The sequence below is a fragment of the Pontibacter anaerobius genome (assembly GCF_026241195.1).
Lineage (GTDB): Bacteria > Bacteroidota > Bacteroidia > Cytophagales > Hymenobacteraceae > Pontibacter > Pontibacter anaerobius.
On record NZ_JAPFQO010000011.1, the window covers coordinates 187,101 to 199,035 of the forward strand.

Consider the following 11,935-nt stretch of genomic DNA (forward strand, 5'->3'; position numbering starts at 1 on the left):
GCTTGCTTCTGGTGTGTTTGGTGGCCTTTGTGTGGCTTTGGGTTTTGGATTGGTTTTTGTACTTTTGTGGCTGGAATAATTATTTAAAGTACAGCGCAAAACTCATAACGCGCTGTCAGAAACAAAATAAAACACACAGAATGCATACAGATAACGTAGCTATCCTGGGAGCAGGTAACCTTGGTAAATCAATTGCAGAAGGACTATTAAGCAACGGACAGTACCAACCGGAAAACATCTATGTAACCAGGAGAAACACGAAATCATTACAATACTTAAAAGACCAGGGCCTTCAGGTAACCAGCGACAACAAATTTGCTGTAAAGAACAGCCGCTTCGTGATGCTGTGCGTGCAACCGGCACACTTAGAGAATGTCCTGAATGAGATTTTGCCTTACCTAGATCCCGAGAAGCACGTGCTCTTAAGCGTTATTGCGGGTATCACCATAGAGAATATAAGTGAAATAGTGGGAGATTTTGCCATTGTGCGTAGCATGCCCAACACTGCTATTGCCGTGCACCAGTCCATGACGTGCCTGGCCTTTAATGAGAAGGCGGCCACGGTGGAGGACCAGGTAAAAGAGATCTTCAACTGCCTAGGGGAAGCCCTGGTGATAGAGGAAGAACTGATGGCCGGTGCTACGGTGCTTTGCTCCAGTGGCATTGCCTTTAACATGCGCTTTATCCGTGCCGTAACACAGGGCGGTATTCAACTTGGCCTGGATGCCGAGGATGCCCAGAAAATTGCCGTGCAGGTAAGTAAAGGTGCCTCTACCTTGCTCACAGTTAATAAATCGCACCCGGAGCAGGAGATTGACAAAGTGACCACTCCGGAGGGCTGCACTATTACCGGCCTGAACGAGATGGAGCACCAGGGCCTGAGCTCTGCCGTAATCAAAGGATTGGTAGGCTCACACAAGCGTATCCTGGACCTGAAGGAGCAGCGGGAGAAAGAAGCTGTTTAATACATTGAGTTGATAGAAGCTGTTCTGTGGCAGGTGCGGTAGCTGTTTGCTCCGATCATACTGCTGCAGAACAGCTTTTTTTTCTAGCGCAGGCGTTCGCTTGTGCGTCGTTGAGGAGGCTTCTTACTGCCTATACTTCCTCATTCCAAAGTATAAATCACCACGATTTTATGCATCCTAATTGCGGAACAGGCCAGTCTGTTGTCGCAGCTAACCTATTGTCAAACAAATTCAAATAACTATGGATTATCAGCCACAGCTAGTTGTCGTTAAAGTCGGTTCTAATGTGCTAACCCAGGAGGATGGCTCGCCGGACAGGCAACGCATGGCTACTCTTGTCAAACAAATCGGTTTCCTGAAGAAACAGGGCATCCAGGTGGTGCTGGTTTCGTCGGGGGCGGTGGCCTTTGCAAGAAATAACATCAAGATAGAAGACAAAACAGAGTCTGTCGTGCGGAAGCAGATACTCGCCTCCGTTGGCCAGATCGACATTGTGCAGTCTTATAAGGAGCTGTTCCAGCAGGAGGGGCACCAGATTGCGCAGATCGTGGTAACGCCGCAGGACTTCCTGTCGCGCCGCCACTACCTTAATATCAAAGACTGCCTGCTTGGCCTCATTAACCACGATATTATCCCGATCATTAACGAGAACGATGCCGTGGCCGTAACCGAGCTGATGTTTACCGATAACGATGAATTGGCAAGTATGACCGCGGCCATGATCGACGCGGATACCCTCATCCTGCTTACCAATGTGGATGGCATTTACAAAGGCCATCCCAATGACCCGGATGCCAAACTGATAGAGCGCGTTGGGCGCAGAACCTCGGGCGTGAGCCGCTACATTGCCTCCTCCAAGTCAAGCTTTGGCCGGGGGGGCATGGGCAGCAAAATGAAGATGGCCAAGAAGGCCGCATACCTGGGCATACACGTGTTCATCGCCAACGGTAACCGCGAAAACGTGCTGCTGGACTTTTATAACAAGCAGCTGAAGGCGACATATTTTGAGCCGGAATCGTGCAAGCCAAACCCTAAGAAGTGGGTGGCCCACAGCGATAACTATACAAAAGGAGAGGTGATCGTGAACGAGGGAGCCAAAGAGGCCCTGCATGCCGACGAAGCCGCCAGCCTGCTGCCAGTGGGTGTGGTGGGCATCTCCGGAAATTTTTCCAAAGGCGATATTATCCGCATTAAGGATGAGCATGGACAGAAGCTGGGGCTCGGAAAAGCGGAGTACGGATCACGCAAAGCCGCCTCTAGTGTGGGGGTGAGCAACCAGAAACCGATCATCCACTACGATTACTTATACTTATTTAAATACCATACCCTATAAAACTATGGAACTACAACAGATTTTTAAACGCGTAAAGCAGGCCAGCCGAAAGCTGAACATGCTCTCGGAAGATAAGATTAAAAAAGTGCTGGAGGACCTGGCCACGAAAGCCGTGGAGGCGACGGATACTATACTTGCCGCCAATCAGAAAGACCTGGAGCGGATGGAAACCAGCGACCCGAAGTATGACCGGCTGAAGCTGACGCCGGAGCGCATTGCAAGTATAGCCGCTGATATCCGTAATGTCGCCAGCCTGCCTTCGCCGCTGGGCAAAGTGCTCTCGGAGCGCAGCCTGGATAATGGCCTGGATATGAAGAAAGTATCCGTGCCGCTAGGTGTGATCGGTATTATTTACGAGGCGCGCCCCAACGTAACCTTTGATGTGTTCAGCCTGTGCCTGCGCTCTGGCAATGCCTTGCTGCTGAAAGGCGGCAGCGATGCCAAAGACTCCAACGCAGCCATTGTAAAGCTGATACATGAGGTGCTGGGGCAGAACGGCGTCGACAAGGATATTGTACAGCTGCTACCGCCTAACAGGGAGGCGACTCACAAAATGTTGCATGCCGTAGACTATGTAGACATTATCATCCCGCGCGGTAGCCAGGGCCTGATCAACTATGTACGAGAGAACTCTAAAGTGCCAGTGATTGAAACCGGGGCCGGTATTGTGCATACTTACTTTGATGCCTATGCCGACCTGCAGCGCGGGAAAGACATTGTGGTAAATGCCAAGACACGCCGTGTGAGTGTGTGTAATGCCCTGGATTGCCTGGTGATACATGAGGATCGGCTGCCGGATCTGGCGGAGATCGGGAAGGGGCTGGCAGAGAAAGGAGTGGAGTTGTTTGCCGATGCGCCAGCCCATGCTGCCCTGAAAGACAGTTACCCGGATTACATGCTGCAACAGGCAACCGAGGAGCATTTTGGAACAGAGTTCCTGTCGCTGAAGATGTCGGTTAAAACAGTTACCGGGCTGGATGAGGCCATTGAGCATATCAATACGTATACTTCGCAGCACAGCGAGGCCATTATTTCGGATAAGGAGGAGCACGTAGAGCACTTTCTGAAGGCTGTGGATGCAGCCGCTGTGTATGCTAATACCTCAACCGCATTTACCGATGGCGCGCAGTTTGGCCTTGGCGCCGAGATCGGCATAAGCACCCAGAAGCTTCATGCGCGTGGCCCTATGGCGCTAGACGAACTTACAAGTTACAAGTGGGTAGTGAAGGGCAATGGACAGGTGAGGCCTTAAGTTTAAAGGCACAATCAAAGTATAAAACAGCAAGGGCCGCTATTTTGTAGCGGCCCTTGCTGTTTTATACTTTGTAAGAGAGTTTCTTACTGGTCCCACCAGAGCGGGTCTGCCAGGTCTGTTACCTCAGGCGTATTGGGGTTTTTAGATGTTTCGCCGGAAGGGTAGACTACTCTGCGTATAAAAGTAGGCAGTGCAGCGTTTTCAGGTAAGGTAAAACCTGCATACTGGTAATCGAAACGGCGGGCATCGTTCCAGGCTTCCGGGTTGAGGTAGGTGATAACATACTTCTCCCGGAAAATGTCAGCAAGGGTTAAGGCCCCTGCTCCAACAGCTACCTGTGGGGCAGAAAGGTATGCATTGGCCTCTGCCGGAGCTACCTCCAGCAATTCCATACTTGCCTCTATCCCGTCAAGGTATGCGATATAAGCTCTTTCAGTTTCCCCGGCACGGAGAGCGGCTTCAGCTTCTATCATTTTTACCTCCGGATAGGATATGATTGTAAGTGGGGCATCATCAGCAGTTAAAGGGGAGTTGCGGGAAATGTAGCTTTCATCCCTTATAGTGTTATTGGCTGGGCCAATATTGCCCGTGCCGTTAGGCGTGCCTACAAAATTACCGCTTGTGTCCGGTTCAGCTATGTTTGGCAAGCGCGGATCTTCCACCGCAAAAGTAGTACCATTAAGGTGCTCTATCAGTTGCTCCGACAGCCAACCTCCTAGCAGGAGATTCTCATTGTCCAGAGCAACCTCCGCCCAGGGGTTACGCTCTTCAAAAAAAGCCATATCGGCGTTATCCGCATTGGAGGTGTAGGAGCTGTCTACGGCATTTAACACAGCTTGGGGGGCATAGGACGAGGTGCCGTTCAGTTTATTCAGTTGTCTTGCCTTAAGAGCATAGGCCGTCTTAATCCATTTACCCTTATCGCCTCTGTGTATCAGGTCATTTACCGGGTCCAGAATTACACTTGACTCTGGTTTTCTCAACTCCACCACGGCTTCGTCCAGCAGCCGCAACGTTTCTTGGTAAAGGTCTTCTGCAGAGTTGAAGGATGGAGTGAGTGTTGTATTAACGAATGCCTCTGTGTATGGGGCGTCTCCCCACATGTCGTTTACCAGGCTCAGGTTGTAGGCCATCAGTACATCGGCTACACCTACGTAATCCGGGGCGCCTTCTTCCTGCGCTTTCTGCTTCATGTCGTAAATATCGGCCATAGCCAGGTATAGCGCATCCCAGGTGCTGGTGTAATCGGCTATCTCGTAGGTATCTGTTGAGCTGCCCTGCGTAGGGCTAGCCAGGTACTGCACAAAATAGGATGTGATGGAGGCCACGCGATAGCTGTTGAGGGCCGTTTTCTGTGTGGTAGTAGTGAGCAGCGTTCTCAGCGGCGGGTCATTCACCAGGTTGGGGTTATCCTCGAGGTCAAAATAATCCTCACAGCTCTGAAGGCTGGTTACTGCCCCAACTATCAGCAGGGCAAACATATATCTAAAGATCTTTTTCATACCGCTGTAGTTTAGAATCCAACATTTAGGGTGAACAGGTAGCTGCGTACGGCGGGATACGTGAAGCCGGAGAAACCATCTACGTTGCTGCCGCTCGGGGAGAAGCTAGTTTCAGGGTCAAAGCCCTTGTAGTCGGTGGAGAGCCAAAGGTTGTTGCCAGTAAGCGAGACGGAAGCGTTGCGGACAAAGATGCTCTCAAACCAATTCTGCGGCAGGCTGTAGCTCAGCGTGAGCGAACGAAGCCGCACCCAGGACGCATCCTCCACGAAGTTCTCCGACACCCCTCTGTAAAAGTTTCGGTAATAGCCGTTTCCGTAGTTCACTCCGTCAGGGCCAATACCCTGGCCAAGCCATACTTCTTTTGTGTTCGGCGTGCCGTCGGCCAGCACCCCTTCAAACACGCGTGTATCGTTGCGGTTCTCAGTATACTCTGCTATGCCGAAGGCAGCGAAGAAGTTATCCATCTGGTTATACTTCTCCTGGCCTACGCGGGCATCCAGAAGGCCGGTCAGGCTAAGGGTTTTATAGGTAAGGGTGTTTGTGAAACCGCCTATCCAGTCGGGTTGCGAGTTGCCCAGTATCTTTTGGCTTGATAAAGGTGCCCGCACAGGAAAGCCATTCTCGCCGATCACGACAGGCCGTGACTCATCTATAAATAGCGGGTCTTCCTCCTCACCTGGCCCGTAGTAACGCTGCCAGTGGGAGCCGTAAATATTGCCATATGGCTCTCCTTCAATCAGGCGCATCGTAACCGTGGACCCTACATAGCCAAACTGTGCCGCATACACAATCTCGTCCAGTTCCTCAGGTATTTCCAGAATCTTGTTGCGGTTGGCTGAGAACACCAGTTTTGTATCCCAGGTGAAGTCGTTTGTCTTAACCGGGGCAGCGTTCAGGATCAGTTCTACACCAGTATTGCGCATCTCGCCGGCATTTATGGCAGCAAGTCTGAAACCGGTGGTGTTGGCAACATCAATGTTTAGGATCTGGTCTTTGCTCAGGGAGTAGTAGTAGGTAAAGTCAAAGCCGAGCCTATTCTCCAGGAACGACATCTCCAAGCCAGCCTCAAACGTATTGGTAAACTCTGGCTTTAACTCTCTGTTGCCGAGTAATTCGTCTCGCGTCACACCTGTGTATCCCGCAGGAAGGGTAGTATAGGGAGCATAGCCGGAGGAGATGGAGTAGGGGAGCGCATCTTTACCCATCTGGGCATAAGACAAGCGCAACTTGCTCTGGCTGATGACATCTGGCAAGTCCAGGTGCTCTGAGAAAATGTAGCTTATACTTGCCGATGGGTAGAAAAACGACCTGTTAGAACTTGCCAGGGAAGAGGTGATGTCGTTACGGCCGGTAAGCGTGAGGAACAGGAAGTCTTTATAATCCAGGGAGGCTTCAGCAAAGATACCCATCAGGCGATACTCTATCTCTTCTTCTTCTGTAGAAAGGAACCTGGCATTCGAAAGTCTGAAATAGTTGTAAACGGCCAGTTCCTCGCCTATCACTCCAAAACTTTTAGCCTGCCTGTCGTACAGGTCGTGGCCCAGGCGTAGGGTGCCGGAGAAGTTTTCGCCGAAATCTGAGTTTAAGGTTGCGATAAACGTAGAGTTGATGGCCCGGAACCGGGTGGTGTACTCGTGAACAAATCCAAGTTCATTGTCTTCATACACCCGCTCATCAGGAAGTCCGCGCGGGCCAGGAGCCGTACGGGTGCGGTCGTCACTATATGTGTCCAGGCCGAGGCGGTAGGTTAAGTTCAGCCAGTCGGTTGGTTTGTAACCAAAGGTCAGGCCTCCTATAAAACGGTTCACCTCATCTTCCAGTTGGTTTGTGGCCGCACCATAAACAGGGTTGTTATTGCCGTAGGTGTTCATGGTGCCGTCTGGCTTTCGGTAGTCGGTTACGTCCCAGCGAGGCGACCAGTAGCTGAGGCTTTCGTTAAAGCGATCGGCGTTGTAACGGTTGCCCCCAGAGTTTATGTAGTTAAAGTTACCCCCAACGTTTATTTTGTCACTTATTTTAGCATCTGCGTTCAAGCGGGCAGAAATGTTTTGGTAGTCGGTAAAAGGAAGTACACCCTCGTGGGTCAGGTGAGAGATGGATGTAAAGAAGTTCAGGGCTTCGCCGCCGCCCGAAAAGGAGAGGGTGTTGCGGAATTGGTGCCCTGACTCGTAGGCATCCTCAAAGTGGTTGTAAAGCTCGGCCGGGTGAGTCGGGTCCAGTAGCCTAGCCTCCGCTACAGTTGGTCCCCAGGACGGCCAAAAACTGGTAGGGTTATATTCCCCGGCATAGCCTTGAGTATAGGTGTCCTGTATCTCCGGAAACTTGTTAACCTCTTCATAACCAGCCGTGGAAGTAAAGTTAACCCGCATTTCGCCTTGCCGTCCGGCTTTGGTTGTAATTACCACCACCCCGTTTGCACCCTGCAGGCCATAAAGCGCAGTGGCTGCCCCACCGCGAAGTATGTTTATACTTTCGATGTCGTTTGGGTTGAGGTCTGCAAGGCGGTTGCTCATGCCCCGTAGCTCAGCCCCTTGCCCGAAGGTGGAAGTGGAATTATCCATCAGGATACCGTCTATCACAAAGAGCGGTTGGTTCGGCCGGCTAGGGTCAATGGAGTTGGTGCCACGTATCTGAATACTGCTGCCCTGGCCAGGTGCGCCACCTGTACTGGATATGGTTACGCCCGCCACTTTTCCCTGCATGGCGTTCAGCACATTGGGCTGCCGGTTCTGGGTCAGTTCCTCCGACTGCACTTCCTGTGAAGCGTAGCCGATCGCCTTTTTCTCCCGAGTAATTCCAAGCGCCGTCACCACAACTTCTCCCAACTGCTGGGTATCTGTATTTAGGGTTACGTTTATTTGCTGCTGGTTGCCCACCTGTACTTCGTGTGCTTCATAGCCCAGGAAACGGAACACCAGCACGGCATCGTTTCCGGGAACCGTTATCTCATAATTGCCTTCTGCATCTGTGGTGGTGCCGGTGGTGGTGCCTTTTACGGTTACACTTACGCCGGGTAGAGGCATGCCTGCCTCTGCGCCCGTAACCCTGCCACTTACGGTGCTTCCCTGGGCCAAAACATCCGGAGCCCAACAAACCAGCAGCAGTAGAATAAGTAGGGTAAAACTGTTTTTCATAATTATTCAGTTTATTTTGATTTAACACAATCCAGGGTAGCATTTACAGCTACTGGGGTAGCTGTTCTGCTAAGGCAGGGTGGAAGCCAGGGGCCGCAGTATGCGCGGCATCAGGTGTAGTGTGGGGATGTATAAACCAAGTATAACTTTGGTTTTAATTAGAAAACTAAAGGTTTTTAAAGCTAAAGTATACTTTATACTTATTTTGTTTATACGGTATTATAGTTGATCAACTGAATAAAGTTGCAAGAATATCGATATAATTATGCTTAGTGTGTTACTATAAACGTCTACCAAAACACCATGCTATTTAAAAAACGGCTGTTTTCTGCTTCCTTTTGTCCTGTGTTTAAATCCTGAAAACTCTTTCAGTTGTTGTCATAAATTGGCACTGGAGTCTGTCATGAGTCTGCCTTTCCAAGCTGGGTTAACTGCTGTAGCCGGTACATATATGTTGCCGAATGTGCTGCTATTGAATCAGACTGGTTGGCAAATTACAGACAGGATAAATGGCAGTAAATTCCAGGTTTGGCCTTGATTGCGGATGGATGATGGGCAGTGTATGAGCGGGGCGGGGAACATAGGGCTTTCTAGAGCCAAACCATACTTTAAATCCGGCAGTCAACTTAATCTCTCTTGTATAAAGGTCTTGGTAGCACATAGTGAAGGGTTAACCTGCCGGGTGGAGGCATCCTTTTTCAGCCAGGTTGCTGTACAAAATGACAACCAAACATTGAGATGTTTACTTAAAATGGAATGCAACTGCCCTGGGATGGGGCAGCGCCTGCCGGGCCGCATTGGGTTAGAAGGGGTGCTGTAAAGTCGAGTTAATACTAAATACCAAAGCCTCTTTGTGAATGCTTTTTAGTTCCTGTTGATAGAATTTGAGGTTGGCTTAGAATGGCGGCATTCAGATTTTATTCTTCTGCCACCCTTGGCGGTATAGAATAGGTACCAACAGCGTGCGCAACGGGCTCGATCATACCTTCCGAATAAATAGTTACCTCCCCAACCGCCAGTCGTTTGCCTAGCTTTAGCAAACGGCACTCGCCAATTATATCAGCATCGGCGGAGGGCTTACGCAGGAAGTTCATGCTCAGGTTAGTAGTTACGGTCAAGGCTTCCAGACCAATTTCACCAAGTATAGCCACGTACAGGGCAACATCTGCCACGGCCATCATCACAGGGCCCGACACGGCGCCGCCGGGCCGTAGTTCCTCCACGCCAATCTTATGCCGCACGATGGCTGACATCGGCCCCACTTCTTCCAATGTTACTTTAGTCTGCGGAAACTCCTTTGCCAGGAACGCTGCTATGTCGTTTTTCAGGCTCATGGGATTAGAAGTTAAAAATAAATAAGCCCCATCTTACCCTTATATACATTAGATAGCCAAGAGAAGATGGGACTTATTTATTTAATTGTACTTTTATTGATTATTGTAGTAGCGAGGAACCAACATATCGGAGGTGCTAAGGTACTCAAATGGATTTTTCTCGCTCCAACCAATGTAATCTAGCTTTACCTCTTGTTTGTTGTTTATATAAAAGCGAAACTCCCAAACCAGTTTGCTGCCTTCATGGTAGGTAATGTAGGTATGCCGGAAATATCTGTCACTGCCCGGTAAGTAAGCTTCTTCAATCAAGTCAAATCCGCCGATATCTCCATACACGCCATTTGGAGGACTCATGCTGATAATCTCCATCTTCGCTTTATAATCGTTTTTATTCTTAATTCGTGTGGAGGAGTCCCAGCTTTTACCAAGGCTCTCTACCATAAAATCAGCAATTTTATCATGTCGCTTATTTTTCAGGTCGTTGAAGATGGTGGTAGCTATCGTTTTAGCCTCCTGGATTTTGGCAGTAGATGGCCGTTTGGTCAAGTCCGTGCTTTGTGCCAGAGAAGTGGTGAATGCTGCTAAAATTAGCAGTGCAGTGAGTAAAGTTGATCTCATAAAAAAGTTTAAATGAATGAAAGATATAGTGTCTTATCGACTACTGCTGATTAGACAGGCTTAAAGTAAGCATATATAACAAAAACATGCCTATAATACCAGCTGGGCGTGCAGCCTGTGTAGCGTTTCTTCAGCATTATGGCACATGCCTGGATGAACGGCTGATGTCTGCACAATGGTGCTGCGGTTAGCCGTTAGCCACCTAAAGCGGGAGGCGGTGCCTAGCTGGCCAATGGGGCCGCCCTGCCGGCGTCCGGCGCATACTTTTACGAAAGCCTCCAGTCGCTCCTGCAGTTCCTGTAAGTTTATGGCATCAGAGAAAGCCAGAAGCCGTTTTTCGTTTAAAGTATACTTTGTTTGCAGAAAACCTTCCGCGGAGCAAAAAAGTATGACACCCACATTCAGGAATTCCTCGCGCTCCACACGAGGAACCACTCGGATGACAGCGTACTCAAATAAGTGCTTTTCTTGCATGTTGCGCTCCTTTGACAAAGATTTCAGAATGGGAGAGACGGGTCTCTAAAAAAGTGGCGTAGGCCTGGCGGTGCTCCTCAGCTGTTTCAAAGGGAGACTCTACCCCCGTAAGCCAGGCATCCGGAATCGCGGCAAGTATTGCCTGTATGCGCTCGGGTGTAAGTATGGCACGGGAGGCTTTGTCTACCGCATCCAGTTCAGAGGCTTGCGGCAACAGCACATGGTCCTTTATCTGGGCAAAAGGTTTTTTAGCCTGTTCTTCATAGTTGCTCCAGGCGTGATGGAAGTACAAAGCGGCGCCGTGGTCGATGAGCCATAGCTCTTTCTTCCACATCAGCATATTGGTGTTGCGGGCGGTGCGGTCTACGTTGGTAACCAGGCAATCCATCCATACAATTTGGGAGGCTAGTGTAGCGTCAAGAGTCGTTACAACAGGGTCAAAGGTGATAGCGCCGGAGAGGTAGTGCAGCGCCAGGTTCAATCCTTCGCTGGCCCGCAACAGGTCCTGTATCTCCTCATCCGGCTCGGTGCGCCCGAATGCCTCGTCCAGGGTAGCAAACACGATCTCTGGTATCTGAAAACCCAATGCACGGGCTATTTCCCCCACAATCAGCTCGGAGATCAACACCTTCACACCCTGGCCCGCACCCCGGAACTTGAGCACGTACAGGAAATCGTCATCGGCTTCCACAATGGCCGGCAGAGAACCGCCTTCGCGCAGGGGCGTGACGTAGCGCGTCACTTCCACGGTCCTTATTTCTGGTGGATTATACTTCATAGGTCAGAATTCTCATTCAAATTTAATAGAGGCTGATTTCTTAATTATCAGGTTTTAGCCGCTTCAGCCGACAGGCTTTTCTGCATGCACACACTGCTTTCAACGCCGGCGTACTGTCCATAGTTAGGGATATAAGTATAACTACTTTTCTCGTACAGCCTGATGGCTTCTGGTTGCTTTCTGCCTGTTTCAAGTATGCAGTAAGTATACCCTAACTCTTTTGCCCATTGCTCCAGTTCCAGCAGTACTTTCCCGGCGATGCCCTGCCCACGGTGATGCTCTTGTACAAACATACGCTTTACCTCGGCAACGCAAGTTGTATAGTATTTTATGGCACCGCAAGCCACTGGCAAGCCTTCTTTGTAAGCCACCACTACATGGTGAGTCTTGTCGAGCTTATTGTACTGTGCAAAAAAGGCATGCTCTTCGCCGTCTCGTTGGCGCAGGTCCTGGTCCAGCAGTGCAACCAGGCTGCGGAAATCTAGATTATCGGAATCGGTTCTGATGAGCTGGATCATCGGGTTTTCATGTGATTTATACTT

The 11,935-nt window shown here is 50.0% G+C and carries 10 protein-coding genes; 3 read left to right on the plus strand and 7 right to left on the minus strand.

What is annotated here, in order from left to right; genetic code table 11:
• Positions 1–140: 140 nt before the first annotated feature.
• The 3 genes from proC (at position 141) to OO017_RS16705 (ending at position 3,550) form a co-directional block, all read left to right on the plus strand.
• Complete coding sequence (proC, locus tag OO017_RS16695) at positions 141–965, plus strand: pyrroline-5-carboxylate reductase (RefSeq protein WP_266053837.1); 825 nt, start codon at positions 141–143, stop codon at positions 963–965.
• Between the two features lie 241 nt (positions 966–1,206).
• Positions 1,207–2,298: a glutamate 5-kinase gene (gene proB, locus OO017_RS16700; protein WP_266053838.1), complete on the plus strand. Its 1,092-nt coding sequence runs from the start codon at positions 1,207–1,209 to the stop codon at positions 2,296–2,298.
• Between the two features lie 4 nt (positions 2,299–2,302).
• On the plus strand, positions 2,303–3,550 hold the full coding sequence (locus OO017_RS16705; RefSeq protein ID WP_266053839.1) for a glutamate-5-semialdehyde dehydrogenase: 1,248 nt from the start codon (positions 2,303–2,305) through the stop codon (positions 3,548–3,550).
• A gap of 86 nt (positions 3,551–3,636) precedes the next feature.
• Here OO017_RS16705 and OO017_RS16710 read toward each other — a convergent pair whose 3' ends face one another.
• The 7 genes from OO017_RS16710 to OO017_RS16740 all read right to left on the minus strand — a co-directional run bounded on the left by OO017_RS16710 (position 3,637) and on the right by OO017_RS16740 (position 11,911).
• Positions 3,637–5,055 carry a SusD/RagB family nutrient-binding outer membrane lipoprotein gene (locus OO017_RS16710; RefSeq protein ID WP_266053840.1) on the minus strand — a complete coding sequence of 473 codons (1,419 nt, stop codon included), beginning with the start codon at positions 5,053–5,055 and terminating at the stop codon, positions 3,637–3,639.
• A gap of 11 nt (positions 5,056–5,066) precedes the next feature.
• Positions 5,067–8,189 carry a SusC/RagA family TonB-linked outer membrane protein gene (locus OO017_RS16715; RefSeq protein ID WP_266053841.1) on the minus strand — a complete coding sequence of 1,041 codons (3,123 nt, stop codon included), beginning with the start codon at positions 8,187–8,189 and terminating at the stop codon, positions 5,067–5,069.
• Between the two features lie 917 nt (positions 8,190–9,106).
• Positions 9,107–9,523 (minus strand): PaaI family thioesterase, encoded by a 417-nt coding sequence (locus tag OO017_RS16720; RefSeq protein ID WP_266053842.1) that lies wholly within the window; start codon positions 9,521–9,523, stop codon positions 9,107–9,109.
• A gap of 93 nt (positions 9,524–9,616) precedes the next feature.
• The gene (locus OO017_RS16725) at positions 9,617–10,141 is read right to left on the minus strand and encodes a hypothetical protein (RefSeq protein WP_266053843.1); all 525 of its coding nucleotides are present in this window, start codon (positions 10,139–10,141) and stop codon (positions 9,617–9,619) included.
• Between the two features lie 90 nt (positions 10,142–10,231).
• Positions 10,232–10,615 carry a DUF3037 domain-containing protein gene (locus OO017_RS16730; protein ID WP_266053844.1) on the minus strand — a complete coding sequence of 128 codons (384 nt, stop codon included), beginning with the start codon at positions 10,613–10,615 and terminating at the stop codon, positions 10,232–10,234.
• Positions 10,593–11,393 carry a HipA family kinase gene (locus OO017_RS16735; RefSeq protein ID WP_266053845.1) on the minus strand — a complete coding sequence of 267 codons (801 nt, stop codon included), beginning with the start codon at positions 11,391–11,393 and terminating at the stop codon, positions 10,593–10,595. Before OO017_RS16735 ends, OO017_RS16730 begins: the two co-directional genes overlap by 23 nt.
• A 47-nt stretch (positions 11,394–11,440) precedes the next feature.
• Positions 11,441–11,911, minus strand: coding sequence for a GNAT family N-acetyltransferase (locus OO017_RS16740; RefSeq protein ID WP_266053846.1), 471 nt, complete (start codon positions 11,909–11,911; stop codon positions 11,441–11,443).
• Positions 11,912–11,935: the final 24 nt, after the last annotated feature.

What these genes read in the sequence shown, in the direction of transcription:
- proC (WP_266053837.1), top strand. Translation starts at nt 141, where the DNA reads ATGCATACAGATAACGTAGCTATCCTGGGAGCAGGTAACCTTGGTAAA.
- proB (WP_266053838.1), top strand. Translation starts at nt 1,207, where the DNA reads ATGGATTATCAGCCACAGCTAGTTGTCGTTAAAGTCGGTTCTAATGTG.
- OO017_RS16705 (WP_266053839.1), top strand. Translation starts at nt 2,303, where the DNA reads ATGGAACTACAACAGATTTTTAAACGCGTAAAGCAGGCCAGCCGAAAG.
- OO017_RS16710 (WP_266053840.1), bottom strand. Translation starts at nt 5,055, where the DNA reads ATGAAAAAGATCTTTAGATATATGTTTGCCCTGCTGATAGTTGGGGCA.
- OO017_RS16715 (WP_266053841.1), bottom strand. Translation starts at nt 8,189, where the DNA reads ATGAAAAACAGTTTTACCCTACTTATTCTACTGCTGCTGGTTTGTTGG.
- OO017_RS16720 (WP_266053842.1), bottom strand. Translation starts at nt 9,523, where the DNA reads ATGAGCCTGAAAAACGACATAGCAGCGTTCCTGGCAAAGGAGTTTCCG.
- OO017_RS16725 (WP_266053843.1), bottom strand. Translation starts at nt 10,141, where the DNA reads ATGAGATCAACTTTACTCACTGCACTGCTAATTTTAGCAGCATTCACC.
- OO017_RS16730 (WP_266053844.1), bottom strand. Translation starts at nt 10,615, where the DNA reads ATGCAAGAAAAGCACTTATTTGAGTACGCTGTCATCCGAGTGGTTCCT.
- OO017_RS16735 (WP_266053845.1), bottom strand. Translation starts at nt 11,393, where the DNA reads ATGAAGTATAATCCACCAGAAATAAGGACCGTGGAAGTGACGCGCTAC.
- OO017_RS16740 (WP_266053846.1), bottom strand. Translation starts at nt 11,911, where the DNA reads ATGATCCAGCTCATCAGAACCGATTCCGATAATCTAGATTTCCGCAGC.